Source organism: Desulfocicer niacini (assembly GCF_054657595.1).
The window spans coordinates 24,550-44,463 of the sequence record NZ_BAAHYK010000022.1 but is presented as its reverse complement, the minus strand read 5'-3'; the positions used below and the strand labels follow the sequence as shown (position 1 = coordinate 44,463).

The window sequence follows — 19,914 nt, the reverse complement described above, 5'->3', positions numbered from 1 at the left end:
CCTGCCGGTTATATGTTCCTTTGTCCGGGTAACTGTCATCTGCTTGCCTCCCCCGCTTTTTGTACCGAGTGGGTGGCCGGAGACATCTGTGGATCATCTAGGGTGCGAGTGAGCCATTCCCGGGTCAACTGTCTTGCCCAGTCCGGTGAGGATTCCAGGGTGCCTTCCACCATGCGGGACATGGCATCCTTCCAGTGGTGAAAATGCTGGAGGGTGGTGAGACGGTTTCTGAACATGGCCGCCCCTTTTTTCGGGTCTTCTTTCATGCGGCTCATAAGCATTTCAATCTCATTGAAAAACCCATCGGTGCCATAGTTGTGCAGAAAACCGTGCCAGGCATCTTCAATGCCTTCCGGGGTGTCAAGGGGATCTGAGATTTCCTTCAAACCTTGAAGAAAGCGTTTTTTTGCGCTTTCCTTCAGGCATGACACTCCCCTGTCATGGATTTCATAGGGGATCAGCTCCAGGGCCGGGGGCAGGTGCTTTTCCAGAACCAGTTTTACCATGTAGCCCTGTTTTCGATGCACCAGCCGGGTATCCTGGTAAAATACAAAATTACCAAGGCTGTAACAGAGGGGAACCCCGTTATATACGGAAATGCCCTGGGGAACATGGGGATGATGCCCGATGACCACATCGGCCCCGGCATCGGCCATCTGTTTAAAGGCGTTGGTGACATAGGGCGGGGGAAACGGGATGTACTCAACCCCGCAATGGCTGATGGTAATGATGAAATCCACGCTGCCCTTCAGTCCTTTGATGGTCTCTTCCATCAGGGAAAGATCCCAGCCCATGACCCCTGGTTTTGCCGTGTCCGCGCCGGTGAGGTCTTCGCCTTCACTGAAGTTGACAAGGGCGATGGTGAGGCCCTTCACCGTGAGGATCAAGGGCTTTTTAGCCTCCTCCAGACTGTTTCCGGCCCCGAGATGCCTGATCTGATTTTTATCCAGTACATCCAGGGTCTCCTGGAATGCCGCCTGACCAAAATCAAACATATGGTTATTGGCCAGGGTCACCACATCAAAGGGAACACAGGATAACCCCTCTACATGTTTTGTCTCTCCCTTGAATACGGCACCGCTTTTCCAAACAGGTTGCCCGGTATCGCTTAAGGGGGCTTCTAAATTGACAATGGAAAGGTCAGCACCGCAGAGCAGGGGATAAAGATCGCCATAGATGGAAACCGGATCTGTTTCAATCAGGGGGCCAAATGCCCTTATGGGGGCCCAGTCTCCGGCGATGATCACATCTGCCCTGGGATTGTTTTTGTCCACATCGGGATTGTCCTGGGAAGTGGGCAAACGGATATCTCCCGTTTGCCAGTCTATAAAAGGAAGGGGGGTCATAGGGATATTTTCTCCTTTCCATGGGTATATCGGATGGGCATACGTCGGGTGAGGGAAGCCACGATTTCATAGTTGATGGTGCTGCACAAATCGGCAATGTCATCGGCACTGATTTCACAATCTCCCTCCCGGCCCATGATGGTCACCGGATCTCCCACCTTTACATCGGGAACATTGTCCACATCAATCATGGTGAAATCCATGCACACCCGTCCCACCACCGGGACCTTCACCCCTTTTACAATCATGCAGCCTCTGGAGGAGAGCAGGCGGTTATAACCATCGGCATATCCGATGGGAACCGTTGCTATGGTTGTCTCGCTGGGGGTGACATGGGTGCTGCCATAGCTTACGCCAAAGTTCTTGGGCACCTTCTTTATATGAATGATGGAAGAGGTGATGGACATCACCGGTTTCAGATCCGCCAGTTTATGGTCCACTTCAATGGAGGGCCAGAGCCCGTAAAGACAGATACCGGCCCGGACCATGTTTAAATGACTCTGGGGAATCTCCAGAATGGCGGCGCTGTTGGCCGCATGACTTAAGGGAGGGCAAATACCACGGGTATCCAGTCGTTTCAGAAGATCGGAAAAAAGAGCCATTTGACCCAGGGTGTGGGTTTTATCCCGGCAGTCGGCACTGGCAAAGTGGGTGTAAATGCCTTCCACAAACAGACCCTTCAGGGCAGAAATGTTCCGAATTTCTTCTTCGGCCGGGCCGTGGCCATCCACAGGGGGGGACATGGAAAGGGCCGATGGCAGAATTCCCAGCCGACCCATGCCCGTGTCCACCTTGATGTGCACCTTGATGGTATTGCCGCATTTGATGGCTTCTTCTGAAATAATGCGGGCTGTTTCCAGGGAGGTGACGGTGGCCCTGATGTCATGGCTGCTCATGTAGGCGACCTGACAGGGTAACACATCTCCAAACAGCAGGATGGGGGTGTCAATACCGGCATCCCTTAACTCCACCGCTTCAGATACCCGGGCTACACAGAGAAAAGAAATCCCGTTTTTAATCAGGGTCTTTGCAACAGTCATTGCCCCATGCCCATAGGCATTGGCCTTGATTACCGCCATGATCTGTGCCGATGATGCCGTGGTCCGACGAAGTTGCAACAGATTATGGACCAATGCCGAAAGATCAACATTCACAGCCGTCTGCGGTAATAATGCAGCGTTAACGGGGGACATCAGGATACCTTTCCCTGTCCATATGCCGTGGTGTATTCTTTAAAAAGTGACATCACCTGACGGGTCTTGTCACCGGGTTTACCGTCGGCAACCACCATGTCGTTGATCTTGATCACCGGCACAATCTCTTTGTTGGAGGCGGAGATAAATACTTCATCCATTTCCCCAAGCTCGGCCATGTCAATGTGGCGCAGTTCCAGGGTGAATTTATCCTTGATCAGATCCAGCACAACACTGCGGGTGATACCCGGCAGCATGCCATCCGGGGGGGTGATGAGGGTGTTGCCCTTAAACCCGAAAAAGTTGGTGGTGGTGCCTTCAAGCACCCGGTTTTTTCGATCCACGTAGATGGCTTCTATGGCGCCCACCCGGTGGGCCTCCTGCTGGGCAAACACCGCAGAAAGGTAGTTGGTGCTCTTGGATTCGGGGATGAAGCGTTCCATGTCAACGGTGATGACGGCGGCACCATCGGCATACCACCAGTCGGGCAGCATGTATTTAGGAGTGACCATGACCATTAGTTTGCCGTTGCCCTGGGGAGTGACGCCGTCGGGGCTGATACCGCCGGTGTAAACAATACGGATATTGGACTCATCATGGTGGGTATTTTTTTTAATGGTCTGGCGAACAATGTCGCAGATTTCGGCATTGGTGTGCTGAAGGGTCAGCCCGATTTCCTTGGCAGAGTTTTCAAGACGTGCCACATGGGCTTCCAGATAAAAGGGACGTTTGTTGTAAGTAATCAGGAAATCAAATACCCCAAAACCCCTTAAAACAGTGATGTCTTTTGCTGACAGGGTTGCCTTGTCCTCCTCAACAAATTCTCCGTCAATGTAATAAATATCCACTTTTTTCTCCTTATTTATTAGTTGGTGGTGTTTTTTTATACCTGGATCATACCCTTGGTTTTAAGAGTATGGCCAGATAGATGGGGTGATAAAAGCCTGTTTTTTAACGTCTTCCCGTGTTAATGGATGGAATTTATTATAATCGTATACCATATAGTGTCTTGTTTGGCCAATTATATTTTATATGAAAGAATAAAAAATTTTTTTGACAACAATCTGATATCTGATATCTGATATTTTAGATTTTGTATCTGTTTATAAAGAAGTGGTGGGTACCGGGTACAGCCATTGACAAAATAAAAATGAAGTCGCCATGTCCGTGGAAACGCTGGGCCGGTATCTATAAAGTTTAAATGGAGGAGTGAGTGTCATGGGATCAAAAACGGATTGGCTTGAATATGATGTTGAAGAAATGATAAAGGGCGATAGAGAAAGTCTCTGGCATCACCTGAAACCTCACAAATGCGTTGAAAATCAGGAGCAGATGATTATTGTGGAAGGTAAGGGACTGCGCGTGACCGATATCCGGGGGAAAGAATATCTGGATGCTACTTCCGGCGGCGTGTGGAGCGTCATGGTGGGGTACGGCCGTGATTTCATTGCAGAGGCCGTTTGTGCCCAGCTGAAAAAAATGCCCTATTTCGCCGGTGTGTTCGGCAATATTCCTTCTATAAAATTTGCCAATAAACTTCTGGAAAAACGTCCCCGTCTTCAGAAGGTGTATTTTCCCAATTCCGGTTTTGAAGCCAATGAAAAAGCATTTAAAATTGTGCGCCAGGCATCAACAATTGATCCCGCCCGCAAAGGTAAGGAAAAAATTCTGTACCGGGATCGGGATTACCATGGCACCACCATTGCCGCTTTAAGTGCTACGGGTCAGTTTGAGCGTAAAAATGATTATGGTCCCTTTGTACAGGGATTTGTGGAAGTGCCACAGTGCCTTTGCTATCGATGTGATTATAATAAGAGCTATCCCGGATGTAATGTGGAATGTGCCCATGCCGTTGAGGAGATCCTTCTAAAGGAAGGGCCTCAAACCGTGGGTGCGCTGATTGTGGAACCCATCACCGCAGGCGGTGGTATTCTTCCGCCGGTGAAAGAATATTATCCCATTGTCCAGAATATCTGTAAAAAATATGGCGTGTGGCTCATCATGGACGAGGTGGTGTGTGGATTTGGCCGCACCGGTGAGTTCTGGGGGCATTCCCACTATGATGTGGACCCGGACATAGTCACCATGGCCAAGGGGCTTGCATCTTCCTACGAAGCCTTGTCCGCCACCGTTGTGAAACAGGAAATTTATGATATTTTCTTAAATGATCCGGCCAATGCCGATACCCGCATGAACTATTTTTGTGACATCAGCACCTATGGCGGATGTACGTCTGCCATGACCGCAACTCTGGAAAGCACCCGGATCATTGAAGATGAAAATCTGGTGGAAAACAGTAAAAAGGTTGGAGCCTATCTCCTTGATCAGCTCAAAACTCTGAAAGATCTTCCCGTGGTGGGAGATGTCCGGGGTGTGGGCCTTTTTTGTGGTATTGAGTTTGTAAAGGATCAGCAGAGCAATACCCCCATAACCGAAGGAGAAATGGGTGCATTGATGGGTAATATCATGGGGCAGGGTGTTATTGTGGGGCGGACCAATTCCAGTCTCCCCGGTATGAATACCATCATGAACTTTGCTCCCTGTCTGTCCATCACCACAGAAGAGGTGGATGAAATTGTTGCCGCAGTGCGAGCTGCCATTAAAAAAACTTTTTCCTGTTAATTTTATAGTTACACTTTAGGGGCTTGATCATAAATCTCTCCCCCACATGAAAGGTTTATGATCAAGCCCCACTTCGCTTGATCTAAGTCCCTTATGGTGAATTTAACTTTTGGACTTCAGCGTTGATGAAAGGGCTGGCTTGATTTCATAAAACCCGATCCTGTCTAATTCCGCCATTGCAGCACTGAGTTTTTTAATTGGCAGTAATTGTCGATTTTTAATCCCCCCCTTGACGGCAGCCATACAGTCAGTTATTTTCTACATCACAAACGGCATCAGGCTTTTTGGTGGACGTATTTTAAAAAGAATTGGGTAGCTAAAAATGAGTCAGAAATTGAAGGTTTTGTCTTTAAGTGAGCAGGTATATCAATATTTAAGGGAGCAAATGAACTCCGGGGTGTTTTTGCCTGGCTCCACCATTAATATCGGTAAAATTGCCGACCAGCTGGGTATCAGCAAAACTCCATTGCGGGATGCCTTGATTCTACTGGAGCTCGAAGGCTTTGTGACCATACTGCCCCGCCGGGGGGTCCGGGTGAACGCCTTGACCCTCCAGGATGTTAAACATATCTATGAACTGGTGGGACCCCTGGAGGCCTCCATTGTGCAGAATTGTTTTGACATGATTACTCCGGCCCACATAGATAAGATGGAAGCTTTGAATGAGAAAATGCTTCGTGAAATTGAAGAGAACAATTATGAATGTTTTTTTCAGTCCAACCTTGAATTTCACAATGTGTATGTGGATTTGTCGGACAATGTTTTGATTAAAAAAACCATTCTTCCGGTGAAGCAGCACCTGTACGATTTCCCCAGCAGAATTTATATCAGTGATTGGGAGAGACGAAACTGCAAAGATCATCTTGATTTTATTGAGTGCTTAAAAAAGGGCGATTGCAACGGTGCTGCCTCGGTGCTAAAGGATGTTCACTGGTCCTACACGGTTCAGGAGGATTACATTGTTAAATTTCATACCATGAGATCGCGGGATATTGTAAAACAGAAAGCCAGCCTGGAAAATGAATCGTAATTTATCAATGTGAAAAACGTGTAAAAACAGGAAAATAAAATGATTGTACTTGTTATTAATGCCGGTAGTTCTTCATTGAAATATCAACTCCTGGACATGGTGGAAAGCAAGGTCATGGCCAGTGGAGTTGTGGAAAGAATCGGTGAAGATATGGGAAACGTGACCCACAAAAAATTCATCGGAGCCGCACCGGAAAAATTTATCCTGGAAGAAAAAATCGCCGATCATCGGGATGCCATGCATCTGGTGACAAAGCTTATTGTGGATGCAGATGCAGGGGTTATTAAAGGTAAGGATGAAATTGATGCCATCGGACACAGGGTGGTCCAGGGAGGAGAAGATTTCCGAGCCGCCGTCATCATAGATGCCGATATTAAAAAAGTCATTGAAAAAAATACCCCCCTGGCCCCACTGCATAATCCCCCCAATCTCATGGGCATTGAAGTTGCAGAAGCTTTGTTTCCCGGGATTCCCAATGTTGCCGTGTTCGATACGGAATTTCATCAGTCCATGCCTGCCCGGGCCTTTCTTTATGCCTTACCCTATGACTTTTATGAAAAAATGCGGGTGCGGCGGTATGGATTTCATGGCACCTCCCATAAATACGTGGCCCGGACCGCAGCTGTCCACATGGATAAACCCCTGAACACATTAAATATGATCACCGTGCACCTGGGCAATGGCTGCTCCATGTGCGCAGTTGAAAAGGGGCTTTGCATTGATACTTCCATGGGCATGACCCCCCTTGCAGGTGTAATGATGGGAACCCGCACCGGGGATATTGATCCGGCCATCCAGCGATATATCATGGAAAATACCGGCATGTCCGCCGATGAACTGGACACAGTGTTTAATAAGCAAAGTGGTCTTAAGGGGGTCTGCGGCATGAATGACATGCGGGACATCCATGATGCCGCATCAAAGGGAGATGGTCGTGCCGCCCTGGCCCTTGACATGTTCACCTATCAGGTGAAAAAATACATCGGTGCCTATATTGCGGCCCTTGGTCGGGTGGATGCCGTGATTTTTACCGCCGGCATAGGGGAAAATGACGACATTGTCAGAGCAGGGATTTGCGCCAATCTGTCCGGGCTTGGCATTGAACTGGATATTGAAAAAAACCAGGGCCGTATATCGTCGGCCAAAGCACTTCATACAGCAGACAGCCGGGTGCAGATCTGGGTGATTCCCACCAATGAAGAGCTGCAGATTGCCCGGGAAGTTATGGAAATTATCCAATCCTGATCCCTCACCACAAGCCAAATAATGAGAAAATCTCAGGCTACCATTTACCATGATACAAAAGCCCCTTTCCGACCAGGAAAGGGGCTTTTGCAATTGTTTCTTCCCTGACCCCCTCTATCTGATCAAGCGTAGAAGCGGCAAAATGGGATTGCACCCCACTGATTTGTGGTGGAGTTCTCCTCCTGGATCATGGATTTTTTAGATATGCTTTATTTCAGGCAGTTTTTGTTTTTTTCTTTTTGACCTCATCCGGTTTATCCTTCTCCGTGGTATTTTCTTTGGTGTTATCTGCCTTGCCGGATTTCAGGCTCTCTTTTTTGGCAGATTTCTCCGGCTTTTTCAAAGTTGAACTTTCTTTGGTCTTCGGGGAGTTTCCTTTTTTTTTGGAGGAGGGTGGTTTACCGCCCCTTAAAAGTTGGAGTACTGCGTCCTTGTTTCTGGCAAGGTGTAAAGAAAGCGTATCCAACTGCTCCGGGCTGATGTCCAGATCTTCTGTTTTTAAGAACTGATACAGATTATCTGCAATATCCAGCATCTTATCATGGGCATCGGCTTCTTTTTTTGTGGCAAATGTCATTTTTTCGTCTCCGTCTCTGACTACGACATATTTAACGATGACCGCCATTTTTTACTCCTCTAATCAAAAAGTGCATTGACAAACAGGTTTGCATCAAAATCCTGCAGATCCTCAATCCCTTCTCCCACACCTATATATTTCAGGGGGAGATCCATGGTTCGGGCCACCGAGGCCACCACGCCGCCCTTGGCAGTGCCGTCAAGTTTGGTAAGGGCAAGGGCTGTGATTCCCACGGCATCATTGAATAATTTTGCCTGGGACAGGGCGTTTTGTCCGGTGGTGGCATCAAGCACCATCAACACCTCATGGGGAGCCCCGGCCAAGCGTTTTCCCACGGATCGTCTGATTTTTTTCAGTTCTTCCATGAGATTCTTCTGGGTGTGCAACCGGCCGGCCGTATCGATGAGCAGAATGTCGATACCCCGTGCAATGGCGGCTTCCACGGCATCAAAGGCCACCGCTGCAGGGTCTGAGCCTTCCCTGTGTTTTACCACCTTTACATTGGCACGATTGGCCCAGATTTCCACCTGTTCTATGGCCGCGGCCCGGAAGGTGTCTGCGGCGGCAATGAGTACCTTTTTACCCTGGGCTGAGAATTTTAAAGCCAGTTTTCCAAGGGTTGTGGTTTTCCCTGTACCGTTGACTCCCACCACCATGATCACCCGGGGACCAATGGTTTCAGGTTCCGCAGACGTATCCGTTGTCAGTGGAAACAAGGCCCTGAGTTCTTCTTTCAGAATGGATTTTAATTCATCGGCTGTTTTGAGCTTTCTGGCTTTTCTGGATATTTTGTCCATGATTTCCATGGTGACATCCATGCCCAGATCCGACATGACAAGGATTTCCTCCAGCTCTTCAAGGAGGTTGTCATCAATTTGTCTTTCAGCGGAAAATAGCTCGTTTATGTCGGTGAGAAGGATCTCCCGGGTTTTGCTGAGTCCTTTTTTAAGACGGTTAAAAATTCCCAATGTTCTTTCTCCAAACGATTTTTAAGTAAGTTATGACTTCGGCTTCTTCTTTATCATGACTGTCATAAAGATTCAAATATCCATTGTTCCAGGGGTGTATAATTCAGGGGGGAGTTTCTTTACCTTTTTGAGTTAAATTTAAAATTTTCGGGTGGAAAGAGGCTTTACTTTCCTGCTATCTTCATATAGAGAGAATAAGGGGTGGCCCATGTTGTGACCAAGTCCATTTGTTTTAATGTATCCTCCCAACTATCTGTGTTGCGATCAAGACCTTATGTATCTGTATTGCGAGGTAAGATCATACCATTTGGCCCCCGTTCTAATCAGCGGGTTTGTCTAAAAGTGCCTGATGTTGTGACTACACCCTGTTGCGGCAAATTTTTTGCCGATATGTCTGTACCCAATTCCAAAAAGGAGGAATGTTTTATGAAAAAAACTTTATCAGTTGTTCTTTCCCTCATTGCGGGAATCTTTTTCTTTGCAGGCTCCGTTTCTTTTGCAGCGGATATTGAACTTGCCCAGAAGTCAACCCTGGAAAAAATTATCAAACAGGGTGAGTTACGGGTGGGATTTGAAGCGGGTTATATGCCCTTTGAAATGACGGACCAGAAGGGTCGGTTTGTGGGATTTGATATTGATATCACAAAGGAAATGGCCAAGGCGATGGGCGTTAAATTCGTTCCCGTTAACACCGCCTGGGATGGCATTATTCCTTCATTGATCACCGATAAATTTGATATCATTGCTTCCGGCATGACCGTCACCCAGGAAAGAAATCTTAAAGTCAATTTTGCCGATCCCTATATCATTGTGGGGCAGACCATTCTGCTTAACAAAAAGCATGAAGGTGCAGTTACGTCCTATAAAGACTTGAATGATCCCAAATACATTGTCACCTCAAAACTTGGAACCACCGGAGAGATGGCGGTGAAGAGAAAAATTCCCAAATGTACCTACAAGTCCTTTGAAACAGAAACCGAAGGCGCTCTTGAAGTCATTAACGGTAAGGCTGATGCCTTTGTGTATGATCTTCCCTATTGTGTGGTATTCATGGCAAACCAGGGAGAAGGCAAAGTTATTTTTCTTGATGAACCGTTTACCTTTGAGCCCCTTGCCTGGGCCATCAACAAAGGTGATCCGGATTTCATGAATTTTCTTAATAATTTTCTGCGTCAGTTAAAAAACGATGGCAGGTATGACAAGATTTACAATAAATGGATTCGCTCCACGGACTGGATTAAAAACGTTCAGTAAGGGCATTTCCGATATGAAGTTGGGTGCACTCCAGGGTGTTCCCAACTTTTTGGGCATGGTTAAAAATATCCCCATCCTGTTCGGGAAATGGGGGTTGCTTCTAACATCGGCCACTTGGGGCAGGTTTTTTGTTATTGGCATTCTCGGCGGCGTTTGGGTTTAACATCGGCCTTGGTTGATAAGCACAATAACAAAAGCCCGACCCCTTGGGACCACCGACTGACTGGGGTGGCCAATGTTAGAATCAACCCCAGGAAATGCATACCTGACAGGGAGGGTTTACACCCGAACCGAATTGTTTTGAACGAAGGGAGTTCTGACTTATCATGGAATCCACTGCGTCTCTACTTCAGAAACAGCAGAAAAAAAAATATTACTCATGGGTGGCTGTCTTTTTTATGATTATATTCCTGGGCATCGGCAGCCTTTATTATTGCACACTTCAAATTGATTATACATGGCGGTGGTACCGTGTACCCCAGTATTTCTTTTTTAATGAACAGATAGAGGTGCGCTCCGATGTTGCCGGGACCATTGATACCATTGAAGAAACCAAAGAGGGTACCATCATTAGAATTGCCGGTGATGATGGCGAAAATGTTGATTACGCCTATCCTTCAAAGGATGTTCGGATATATGAAGGGGACAGTATCTTTGAGGGGGATGTCCTTGGTAGCTACCGTGAATGGCGGGTGGGAATCCTGCTCCAAGGCTTGTGGCTTACTCTGAAGGTCAGTTTTGTGGCCATTCTTTTCGGTATCTTGTTAGGGCTTTTTGCCGGTCTTGCCAGGATTTCGTCTAATCCTGCGTTTAAATGGCTTTCCATCACTTACATTGAACTGGTACGGGGCTCCCCATTGCTGGTGCAGATTTTTATTTGGTATTTTGTACTGGGAACCCTTGTAAACACCATGCTGGCCCAGAACGGCATTAATCAGGTCCCCCCGCTGTGGTTTGGCGTGGCCTCCCTTGCCACCTTCACCGGTGCCTATGTGGCGGAAATCGTTCGATCGGGTATCCAGTCCATCCATAAAGGGCAGACAGAAGCCTCCCGAAGCCTTGGCATGAGCTATGCCCAGAGCATGTACCATGTAATTCTGCCCCAGGCCTTCATCCGGATTATCCCACCCCTGGCTGGTCAATTCATAAGCCTTATCAAGGACTCATCCCTGTTGGGCATCATTGCCATCCGTGAATTAACCAAAGCCACAAGGGAAGTTGTCACCACCAGTCTTCAGCCCTTTGAGCTTTGGTTTGTGTGCGCCATTCTTTACCTGGTGCTCACCTTTGCCCTGTCCATGTTGTTACAATATCTTGAAAAAAGGATGATCCATTCATGATAGACGTTAAAAATATTTCCAAAGTGTTTCTGGTACCCCACAGGGTGGATGCCCTTGTGAACGTTTCTGAAAACATTGCCAGGGGTGAAGTGGTGGTGGTTATTGGTCCATCTGGATCGGGGAAAAGTACCTTTTTGCGATGTTTGAACCGTCTGGAGACCGCGGACAAGGGGCAGATTTTCATAGATGGTGTGGATATTCTCCACCCCAAAACAGACATAAATAAAGTGCGGGCAGAAGTGGGCATGGTATTTCAGTCTTTCAACCTTTTTCCCCACAAGACGGTTAAAGATAATGTGAATCTGGCCCAGAACGTGGTGCGCAAGCGTTCTGCTAAAGAGGCAGATGAGATCACCATGGCTCTTTTGAGCAAGGTGGGCATTGCCGATAAGAAATATGTCTATCCTGATCAGTTGTCCGGTGGGCAACAGCAGCGGGTGGCCATTGCCCGGGCCCTGGCCATGAACCCCAAAGCCATGCTCTTTGATGAACCTACTTCTGCACTGGACCCGGAAATGATCGGTGAGGTGCTCGATGTTATGAAAGCCCTTGCAAGGGAGGGAATGACCATGGTGGTGGTGACCCATGAGATGGGTTTTGCAAGGGAGGTTGCCGATCGGGTTATCTTCATGGATGAGGGAAAAATCATTGAAGAGGGTACGCCGGAACACTTTTTTACTAATCCCAGCCATGACCGAACCAAATTGTTCCTGAAACAGATTCTTTAAAAACCCTGCGCGGTTGGTTACCAACTGCCGGATCGTCCCATGGCATGATCCCAAAATTTTTTAAGAGATAAACACCCATGAATGATGTGAAAACAAACGATCTTGATAGCCTTTTAACCCATCCTGAAATTTTACGTGTCATCGGCGATGTCAGCATGGAAACCCAGAACCGGCGCTCCTATGTGCCCCGACAGTGCGAAGTGTTTAAATCTGAATGCATTGTGCTGGAACCCCAGAAACAATATCTGTTTTCCCTGAACACAGAAGCCCGAAAAAAATTGCCGGACATTATAGATAATCATGTGCAAAAGCTTGTGGACGGTTCCCATGCACAGGCTGATCACAAGGCATTTTTCAAGAAAAAAAGGCGTATCGGTATTGTGTTTTCAGGGGGACCGGCCCCGGGGGGGCACAATGTGATTGCCGGTATCTTTGATGCCGCAAAAAAGGCAAATCCGGATTCAAGGGTGTTTGGTTTCATATTGGGGCCTGATGGTATTATGGAGCACCGGTATGTGGAGATCACAAAGGATCTGGTGGACCTCCATCGAAACATGGGCGGCTTTACCATGATAAAAACCGGTAGAAGTAAAATCGATACCCCGGAAAAAATGAAACTTTCCAGAAAGTCCTGCCAGAAACTGGGATTGGATGCCCTGGTAATTGTGGGGGGGGATGATTCCAATACCAATGCCGCTTTTCTGGCCCAGGAACTTAAACCCTACGGTATTCAAGTGCTTGGCATTCCCAAAACCATTGATGGAGACATCCAGATCTCCACGGAAACAGGTGAGAAGCTCTGCGCCATTTCCTTTGGCTTTCATTCTGCGGCCCGGGCTTTTTCACATAATATCAGTAATTTATGTACGGACGCAAGTTCCGACCTTAAATACTGGCATGTCTGCAAGGTCATGGGCCGGGTGGCGAGCCACCTGGCACTAGAGGCGGCCCTGCAGACCCATGCCAACATGACCCTGATTGGTGAAGACCTTGCCGATTATGTGGATCAGGAGCGCATTCGGGCGGCAGAGAAGGAAGGCACCGTGGATTACACGGCCTATGGCATCACCCTTCGTCACCTGTCCCGGCTGATTTGTGATGTCATTGTGCGCCGGGCGGCCCATGGCAAAAATTACGGGGTGATGATCATTCCCGAAGGGGTGCTGGAATTCATCAATGAAATTCAGATTTTCATCATCAAGCTCAATACCATCATCGGCGATTATAATCAGATCCATGATCTGGATTTCCATGCATCCTTTCCCAGCCTGGACGCAAAGCTTGACTATCTGCGGCGGCTTTCCCGGGGGATCAGCGAAAAGGAAGCCTCCCCCATTTGGAATGCCCGGGATGATGAGTTATTCAACGATCTGCCCTCCTTTTTCCAGGAAGGGCTTTTGGTGGAACGGGACACCCACGGTAATTTTCAGTTTTCCCAGGTAAAGACAGAAAAGATTATAATGGATATGGTCAAGGATTATCTGGATATTCTCAAGGAAAAGGGTACCTACAAGGTGGGTATTGCCCCGGATCTTTACGTGCAGATCATGGAAGAGGGCGGCCTGGATGCAGATGTATACGGTAGTGTGCTGTTTAAAAATTATGGGAAAACCGGGCATTTGATTGTGAAAAACACCATTATTTCCATGAAAACCCTTAGGTTTGCCCTGGAAGAAGCGGGTCTGATTTCCCCGGATGATGCCATCCCCCCGGCCGTAAATACCATCTATAAAAAATCAGTGCCCAACTTTAAAACCCAGAATCATTTTTACGGGTATGACGGCAGGGGAACCAATCCCACCCGATTTGACTGCAATTACACCTATAATCTGGGGCTGACCGCCTTTAATCTCATTGCCAACGGTGCCACCGGGCAGATGGCGGTGATCAAGAATCTGGAATATGAAATGTCCAAATGGGAACCCCTTGGTATTCCCATTGCCCGGTTGATGCACCTTGAAGAGCGCAAGGGAAAACTGGCCCTGGTCATGGAAAAAAGCATTGTGGAGCTGGATTCAAATGCTTTTAAGGTGCTCAAACAGTTGCGGGAGAAGTGGATGGCCGCCGATGCGGGGGGGGATCATTATCGAAAACCACGTCCCATTGCACTGGTGGAAGATGGGGATGAGAACCGTCCCATTATGCTTACATTGAATGCCATCCGATAGCTGGCCGGTGTTCCTATTGCCCATCGAGGGGGGACTCTCTGCTGAGGTAAATCTGGATGCTACCTTTTCATATAAACCCACATGTCCTGTCGGACACAACGAAGATAGGGTCGTAGACGCGGAGCCAAATGGCATTTGCCGCCCCTCCCCCGACGGGCAATGGGCCCGGCCCGGAACTGTAGACAGCTCGATTGTCCGGTTCCTATTGCCCATCGGGGGAGGGGCTCTGCTGAGGCAGACTTGAAGGCTACCTTTTTATAAAAAAATATGCGTGGCTGTAAAACACCAGCCACAGCGAAAATAGAAAAAGCAGGGTATACTAATAATACCCAGCACCCAGTACCCGCTTTTTCATATAAAAAAATAATGCCGGAAATGAATATGTTGTGTTCATCTCCGGCATTGTTTTTATTTGTTTTGTCCCGGGGGCTGATATGTGCAAAGGGGTTCCGGGGCAAGATAGTTCCCCGTGGCCTCAAATGCCCGGGCCCTGCAGCCGCCGCACACTTTTCTATATTCACAGATGCCGCATTTCCCGTCCAGGTTGTCAAAATCCCTGAGTTTGTTAAAGACCTCGGAGTTTTCCCACACCTCTTTAAAGGTATTCTTTGTGATATCCCCACACAGCACATCCAGAAATCCGCAGGTCTGCACCTCCCCAGTGTGACTAATAAAACAAAAACCTGTTCCGGCAAGGCATCCCCGGGTGACGGCATCCAGGCCATGGGACTCAAAGGTGACTTTTTTACCATCCGCCTTTGCCCGCTGGCGCAAAATCCGGTAGTAATGGGGGGCGCAGGTGGCCTTTAGCTGCAATGGTGTTTTGTCCCGCTGGTCATAGAACCAGTTCAGGGTTTTTTCGTATTCCCGGGCATCAATTTCCTGGTCCACAATATATTTTCCCCGGCCCGTTGGAACCAGCAGGAAAATATGATGGGCCACAGCCCCCAGGGATTCTGCCAGGGAAAGGATTTTTGGGATTTCATCCAGATTGGTCTTGGTGATGGTGGTGTTGATCTGAAAATCCAGGCCCACGGATTTTGCATGTTCAATGCCGTTAAGGGCACCGGCAAAGGCTCCTTTAATCCCCCGGAAGGTATCATGACCCGCTGCGGTGGAGCCATCCAGACTGATGCTGATGCGCTTAATGCCGGAGTCTTTCATTTGCCGTGCATTGTCAGCGGTAATCAGGGTACCGTTGGGGGCCATGACCATTCGTAAGCCGATCTTTGTGCCATGCTGGGCAATGTCAAAGATATCCGGTCTTAAAAGGGGTTCTCCTCCGGTGAGGATAACGATGGGCTGGCCGGTTTCCCGGATTTGGTCCAGAAGTTTAAAGGCGGCTTTGGTGTCCAGTTCATTTTCATATACATGATCTTCTGCCGCAGCCCGGCAGTGCACACAAGCCAGGTTGCAGCGTCTTGTGGTTTCCCAGGCAACCAGGCGGATGGCGTTCTTTGTGCCATGCCCGCCACCGGGATGTCCCCCGCCATGGGGATGCGGATGTGTCATCGTCCAAGTTCCCTTGCCGCTTCCATGGCCGCGTAGGTTAAGATGGTGTCAGCCCCGGCCCGCTTAATGGACAGCAGGGTCTCCATGATCACCTTGATACCGTCCACCCAGCCCATCATTTCCGCCGCCTTGATCATGGCATATTCGCCGCTGACATTGTAGGCGGCCAGGGGCAGATCAATTTCCTGCTTCAGCCGGGCAAGGATATCCAGATAGGGCAGGGCAGGTTTCACCATGATGATGTCAGCCCCTTCCTCCACATCCATGGTGGCTTCCCGCACCGCTTCCAGGGCATTGGCCGGGTCCATCTGGTAGCTTCTTCTGTCACCGAACTGCGGGGTGGAGTCCGCCGCACTTCTGAAGGGGCCGTAAAAGGCCGAGGCATATTTCACGGCATAGGACATGATGGGAATATGGGAAAATCCTTCTTCATCCAGAGTGCCCCGTATTTCTGCAATGCGGCCATCCATCATATCTGACGGGGCCACCATGTCGGCACCGGCCTTGACGTGGGACAGGGCCGTTCGGGCCAGCAGATCCAGGGTGGCATCATTGTCCACCTTTCCCTTTTCCACCATGCCGCAGTGTCCGTGGTCGGTGTACTGGCATAGGCACACATCTGTAAGTATGGTCATGTCCGGAAGCGCGTCTTTAACGGTTTTAATGGCTTTCTGAACGATGCCGTCCTTTGCATAGGCCTGGGTTCCCAGGGGGTCTTTGCTGCCGGGCAGTCCAAAGAGCATCACTGCGGGGATGTTTAAATCCGCCGCTTCTTTGACCACCTTTACAAGGTTGTCACACGAGAGATGAAACTGACCGGGCAGGGGGGCAATGGGCGTTTTTATGCCCTTGCCCTCCACGGCAAACAGGGGCAGTATGAAATCATCCACGGAAAGACTGGTTTCCCGGATCATTCGTCTGAAAGATTCTTTTTCCCTTAATCTTCTGGGTCTGTAATCAGGAAACAGCATGGTCAGCTCTCCTTTTTCAAGTCTTCGGCGGTTTTTTTGATCTCTTCATCGGTGAGGTAACAGGCGGGATCTTCATCCCAGGGATCACCCTTGATGGACTCGGCCCGGGCCCTGAAATTGCCGGCGCATATGGGAAGCCATCGACACTCTTTACACCGGCCACCCACATGATTTTTCTTGTCTTTCATTTTCATGAGAAATTCATTGGTGGAGTCGGTCCAGATTTCGGAAAAGGGACGGTCTTTGATGTTACCAAGGCTTTTTTCCCGCCAGAACTGATCGGGGTGGACCTCGCCGTCCCAGCTGACGCAGCCAAAGCCCCTGCCGGAATTGTTCCCTTCATTCATCTGCAGAAGCTCCAACACCTCGGCTGCCCGCTTCGGGTCTTCATCAAGCAGTTTCATGTACAGATAGGGGCCATCGGCGTGGTTGTCCACGGTGAGAATTTCCTTGGGTTTGTTTCTGTTATGGAGATCCCGGGTTCTTTCCATGATCAGATCCAGGGTGTCTCTGGTTTCCTGGTGATTTAGATCTTCCTTGGCAATCTCAGATCCCCGACCGGAGTACACCAGATGATAAAAACAGGCCCGGGGGATATCCATTTTTTCAAGCAGATCAAATATACCTGGAATTTCATGGACGTTTCGTTTGTTGATGGTGAACCGAAGCCCAACTTTTATGCCTGCTGCCTGGCAGTTTTTAATACCCTGCATGGCTTTCTTAAAGGCCCCCTTAAGTCCCCTGAATTTATCGTGGGTTTCTTCCAGACCATCCAGACTGATGCCCACATAGGAGAGACCGATCTCCTTCAGCACTTTCGCCTTTTCTGCGGTGATGAGGGTGCCGTTGGTGGAAATTACGGCCCGCATGCCTTTCTTTACGGCATATTCGGCATACTCAGCAAGGCGGGGGTGGACCAGAGGTTCTCCGCCGGAAAACAGGATTACGGGTACCCCGAAGTCAGCCAGGTCATCAATCATTTTAAGGCTTTGTTCGTGGTTAAGTTCGTTGTCATAGGAGATGTCTTCGGATTGTGCATAACAGTGTACGCACCTTAAATTACAGCGTCGGGTCATGTTCCATACCACCACCGGCTTTTTATCTGCAGAGAACTGAAGCAGATGGGAGGGCAACTGCCCCGATTGACGGGAGTAACGCAGGGTATCCGAAGGTTCCACAGTGGCGCAGTACAGCTTTGAAATTCCAATCATGATGATATCTCTTTTCTGATAAGGTTTTCCAGAAAATTTTCATGTTCCACCAATGCCTGCCTGGAAATGAAAAATCTGTTTTTGTCGGATTTCTGGCGAATAAGGCTCAGTCCATCGTGAAAATCATTATAAAGTTTGGCCATGATTTCCTCGGATGCTATGTCATGTAAAATCAACTGTTCCATGAGAAAATCTATGGCGTCTTCCTCAAAAATAATATTCAGATCGTGTTTTTTGAAAAAGTTTAATTCTATCTCTTTAACGGAATCGTAATGGATTTTTATCTGTCCCACAGCTTTGCCAAGTTCTGTGATGTGACGGCAGAAGTATTCGGCCACCAAGGCATTGCGCTGGGGGTTCAAGGCAATGCCGTGCTCTTTTGAGAGGGTTTCCTGATTTCGGGTTAGGTAGGATTCAATGAAGGCCTTTTCCCTGTTTCGGGCCGTCTCGTGGGCAAGGTCAAATGCGGTCCTGTGTCCAGGGGAGATACATTTTTCAAGGTAGGTTTCCGGGGCAGATATCACTTCTGGTGTGATGGTGAAACGGGTGACTCCAGAAGTGGGCAGGGCTTCTTCAAAGGGGATCAGTGATTCTTCAAGAACACTTACAAGGCCTCTGGCCCCGGTGTTTTCCCGGAAGGCCAGTTCTGCAAATTTTTCCAGGGCCTCCTCGGTGAAAACAGCTTCAATGCCATAGGCGGCAAAGTCCAGACGTTTACCAAGGATGACGGGATTGTTGGGCATTCTTAAAATTTCGTAGAGATCTTTCCGAGTGAGAGATTCCAGTACCGATCGCACCGGCAGTCGTCCGATGAATTCAGATTCAAATCCAAATTTGAGCAGGTCTTCGGTTTTAAGGGCATTTAAGAGTTCATTTTCCGGAATATCCCGGGACAGCTCAGCTCCGAACCCGATGGCCTGGCTGGAAATGCGTTTCTGTACAATCTCCGACAGCCCGGAAAAGGCCCCGCTGACAATAAAGAGGATGTTGGCGGTGTTGACACTTTTTTTGGTGCGTTTGCCGGTTTTCTGAAAACTGTCCAGTTCCTGCATCATGGACACCGGATCATGCGGAACTTTAAGGTTAACATCGGTTTCTTCCATGGGTTTTAGGAGCGCCCGCTGGACCCCGGCCCGGGAGATGTCTGCCCCGTGCAGGTGGCGGGAGGCGGCAATCTTGTCAATTTCATCGATATAGACAATGCCGTACTGGGCCAGCTCAATGTCGTCATCGGCTTCTTTGACTAGATCCCGGATGAGATCTTCCACATCACCGCCTACATAGCCGGTTTCTGAAAATTTTGTGGCATCTCCCTTGACAAAGGGCACCCCGATCTTTCTGGCAATGAGTTTGATAAGATAGGTTTTTCCCACCCCGGTGGGGCCCAGCATAAGAATATTGGCTTTGATGTTTCCGGTGATACTGCCATTGGATTCCGGATGCCTATTTAGGTGACGGATGCGGTTGAAATGGGTGCAGATCTTTGTGGCAAGAACGGATTTGGCACGTCTCTGGCACACCACATACTGATCAAGATAGGAGATTAATTCTGATGGAGTGATGGCAAAATCAAGCACCTGGTCTTTTTTAAAGCCGCTGGATCCCCCGGCTGTTTTATCTTCCTGGGGCAGCATGGACGGGGAAAACACCTTTACTTTTCCACCAAATTTCTTGTTGAGAAATTCGCCAAGTTCTTTTTCTATTTTCCGGGGGTCGGGTGTGTTTTCATGTTTTTCAGTCATAATTGAG

Annotated in this window: 16 protein-coding genes; 7 read left to right on the top strand and 9 right to left on the bottom strand. The window is 48.6% G+C overall.

Annotated features, from left to right (window positions below; genetic code table 11):
• Nucleotides 1-35: 35 nt before the first annotated feature.
• From ACYQ2M_RS13300 to ACYQ2M_RS13290, 3 genes are read right to left on the bottom strand one after another with little or no spacing between them, the layout of a single operon-like run.
• On the bottom strand, nt 36-1,346 hold the full coding sequence (locus ACYQ2M_RS13300; protein ID WP_459916841.1) for a CapA family protein: 1,311 nt from the start codon (nt 1,344-1,346) through the stop codon (nt 36-38).
• Nucleotides 1,343-2,539, bottom strand: a complete 1,197-nt coding sequence (gene alr / locus ACYQ2M_RS13295) for an alanine racemase (RefSeq protein WP_459916840.1) — start codon at nt 2,537-2,539, stop codon at nt 1,343-1,345. The genes ACYQ2M_RS13300 and alr overlap by 4 nt, the downstream gene beginning before the upstream one ends.
• On the bottom strand, nt 2,539-3,387 hold the full coding sequence (locus ACYQ2M_RS13290) for an aminotransferase class IV (protein WP_459916839.1): 849 nt from the start codon (nt 3,385-3,387) through the stop codon (nt 2,539-2,541). The genes alr and ACYQ2M_RS13290 overlap by 1 nt, the downstream gene beginning before the upstream one ends.
• A 370-nt stretch (nt 3,388-3,757) precedes the next feature.
• On the opposite strand from ACYQ2M_RS13290, the gene ACYQ2M_RS13285 reads away from it, so the two are divergent.
• The 3 genes from ACYQ2M_RS13285 (at nt 3,758) to ACYQ2M_RS13275 (ending at nt 7,436) form a co-directional block, all read left to right on the top strand.
• On the top strand, nt 3,758-5,161 hold the full coding sequence (locus tag ACYQ2M_RS13285) for an aminotransferase family protein (RefSeq protein ID WP_459916838.1): 1,404 nt from the start codon (nt 3,758-3,760) through the stop codon (nt 5,159-5,161).
• A gap of 322 nt (nt 5,162-5,483) precedes the next feature.
• Nucleotides 5,484-6,191 carry a GntR family transcriptional regulator gene (locus ACYQ2M_RS13280; RefSeq protein ID WP_459916837.1) on the top strand — a complete coding sequence of 236 codons (708 nt, stop codon included), beginning with the start codon at nt 5,484-5,486 and terminating at the stop codon, nt 6,189-6,191.
• A 39-nt stretch (nt 6,192-6,230) separates the two neighbouring features.
• Entirely contained in the window at nt 6,231-7,436 is a 1,206-nt protein-coding gene (locus ACYQ2M_RS13275; protein ID WP_459916836.1) for an acetate/propionate family kinase, read from the top strand.
• 214 nt (nt 7,437-7,650) lie between these two features.
• Here ACYQ2M_RS13275 and ACYQ2M_RS13270 read toward each other — a convergent pair whose 3' ends face one another.
• Together ACYQ2M_RS13270 and ftsY are read right to left on the bottom strand one after the other, a co-directional pair.
• Entirely contained in the window at nt 7,651-8,061 is a 411-nt protein-coding gene (locus tag ACYQ2M_RS13270; RefSeq protein WP_459916835.1) for a YebG family protein, read from the bottom strand.
• Nucleotides 8,062-8,072: 11 nt separating this feature from the next.
• Nucleotides 8,073-8,981, bottom strand: coding sequence for a signal recognition particle-docking protein FtsY (gene ftsY, locus ACYQ2M_RS13265; RefSeq protein WP_459916834.1), 909 nt, complete (start codon nt 8,979-8,981; stop codon nt 8,073-8,075).
• A gap of 426 nt (nt 8,982-9,407) precedes the next feature.
• On the opposite strand from ftsY, the gene ACYQ2M_RS13260 reads away from it, so the two are divergent.
• The 4 genes from ACYQ2M_RS13260 to ACYQ2M_RS13245 all read left to right on the top strand — a co-directional run bounded on the left by ACYQ2M_RS13260 (nt 9,408) and on the right by ACYQ2M_RS13245 (nt 14,471).
• On the top strand, nt 9,408-10,235 hold the full coding sequence (locus ACYQ2M_RS13260; RefSeq protein WP_459916833.1) for a transporter substrate-binding domain-containing protein: 828 nt from the start codon (nt 9,408-9,410) through the stop codon (nt 10,233-10,235).
• Nucleotides 10,236-10,561: 326 nt separating this feature from the next.
• On the top strand, nt 10,562-11,575 hold the full coding sequence (locus tag ACYQ2M_RS13255) for an amino acid ABC transporter permease (RefSeq protein ID WP_459916832.1): 1,014 nt from the start codon (nt 10,562-10,564) through the stop codon (nt 11,573-11,575).
• On the top strand, nt 11,572-12,303 hold the full coding sequence (locus ACYQ2M_RS13250) for an amino acid ABC transporter ATP-binding protein (protein ID WP_459916831.1): 732 nt from the start codon (nt 11,572-11,574) through the stop codon (nt 12,301-12,303). The genes ACYQ2M_RS13255 and ACYQ2M_RS13250 overlap by 4 nt, the downstream gene beginning before the upstream one ends.
• Before the next feature lie 77 nt (nt 12,304-12,380).
• Nucleotides 12,381-14,471 carry a 6-phosphofructokinase gene (locus ACYQ2M_RS13245; protein WP_459916830.1) on the top strand — a complete coding sequence of 697 codons (2,091 nt, stop codon included), beginning with the start codon at nt 12,381-12,383 and terminating at the stop codon, nt 14,469-14,471.
• 408 nt (nt 14,472-14,879) lie between these two features.
• Here ACYQ2M_RS13245 and ahbD read toward each other — a convergent pair whose 3' ends face one another.
• From ahbD to ACYQ2M_RS13225, 4 genes are read right to left on the bottom strand one after another with little or no spacing between them, the layout of a single operon-like run.
• Nucleotides 14,880-15,983, bottom strand: a complete 1,104-nt coding sequence (gene ahbD, locus ACYQ2M_RS13240) for a heme b synthase (protein WP_459916829.1) — start codon at nt 15,981-15,983, stop codon at nt 14,880-14,882.
• Nucleotides 15,980-16,954: a porphobilinogen synthase gene (gene hemB, locus ACYQ2M_RS13235; protein WP_459916828.1), complete on the bottom strand. Its 975-nt coding sequence runs from the start codon at nt 16,952-16,954 to the stop codon at nt 15,980-15,982. The genes ahbD and hemB overlap by 4 nt, the downstream gene beginning before the upstream one ends.
• 2 nt (nt 16,955-16,956) lie before the next feature.
• A complete protein-coding gene (gene ahbC / locus ACYQ2M_RS13230) occupies nt 16,957-18,165 on the bottom strand; it encodes a 12,18-didecarboxysiroheme deacetylase (RefSeq protein ID WP_459916827.1) in 1,209 nt (402 codons plus the stop codon).
• Nucleotides 18,162-19,907, bottom strand: a complete 1,746-nt coding sequence (locus ACYQ2M_RS13225) for an AAA family ATPase (protein WP_459916826.1) — start codon at nt 19,905-19,907, stop codon at nt 18,162-18,164. Before ACYQ2M_RS13225 ends, ahbC begins: the two co-directional genes overlap by 4 nt.
• Nucleotides 19,908-19,914 lie beyond the last annotated feature (7 nt).

Coding starts and splice junctions, on each gene's coding strand:
- ACYQ2M_RS13300 (WP_459916841.1), bottom strand. CDS start 1,346: ATGACCCCCCTTCCTTTTATAGACTGGCAAACGGGAGATATCCGTTTG.
- alr (WP_459916840.1), bottom strand. CDS start 2,539: ATGTCCCCCGTTAACGCTGCATTATTACCGCAGACGGCTGTGAATGTT.
- ACYQ2M_RS13285 (WP_459916838.1), top strand. CDS start 3,758: ATGGGATCAAAAACGGATTGGCTTGAATATGATGTTGAAGAAATGATA.
- ACYQ2M_RS13280 (WP_459916837.1), top strand. CDS start 5,484: ATGAGTCAGAAATTGAAGGTTTTGTCTTTAAGTGAGCAGGTATATCAA.
- ACYQ2M_RS13275 (WP_459916836.1), top strand. CDS start 6,231: ATGATTGTACTTGTTATTAATGCCGGTAGTTCTTCATTGAAATATCAA.
- ACYQ2M_RS13270 (WP_459916835.1), bottom strand. CDS start 8,061: ATGGCGGTCATCGTTAAATATGTCGTAGTCAGAGACGGAGACGAAAAA.
- ACYQ2M_RS13260 (WP_459916833.1), top strand. CDS start 9,408: ATGAAAAAAACTTTATCAGTTGTTCTTTCCCTCATTGCGGGAATCTTT.
- ACYQ2M_RS13255 (WP_459916832.1), top strand. CDS start 10,562: ATGGAATCCACTGCGTCTCTACTTCAGAAACAGCAGAAAAAAAAATAT.
- ACYQ2M_RS13250 (WP_459916831.1), top strand. CDS start 11,572: ATGATAGACGTTAAAAATATTTCCAAAGTGTTTCTGGTACCCCACAGG.
- ACYQ2M_RS13245 (WP_459916830.1), top strand. CDS start 12,381: ATGAATGATGTGAAAACAAACGATCTTGATAGCCTTTTAACCCATCCT.
- ahbD (WP_459916829.1), bottom strand. CDS start 15,983: ATGACACATCCGCATCCCCATGGCGGGGGACATCCCGGTGGCGGGCAT.
- hemB (WP_459916828.1), bottom strand. CDS start 16,954: ATGCTGTTTCCTGATTACAGACCCAGAAGATTAAGGGAAAAAGAATCT.
- ahbC (WP_459916827.1), bottom strand. CDS start 18,165: ATGATTGGAATTTCAAAGCTGTACTGCGCCACTGTGGAACCTTCGGAT.
- ACYQ2M_RS13225 (WP_459916826.1), bottom strand. CDS start 19,907: ATGACTGAAAAACATGAAAACACACCCGACCCCCGGAAAATAGAAAAA.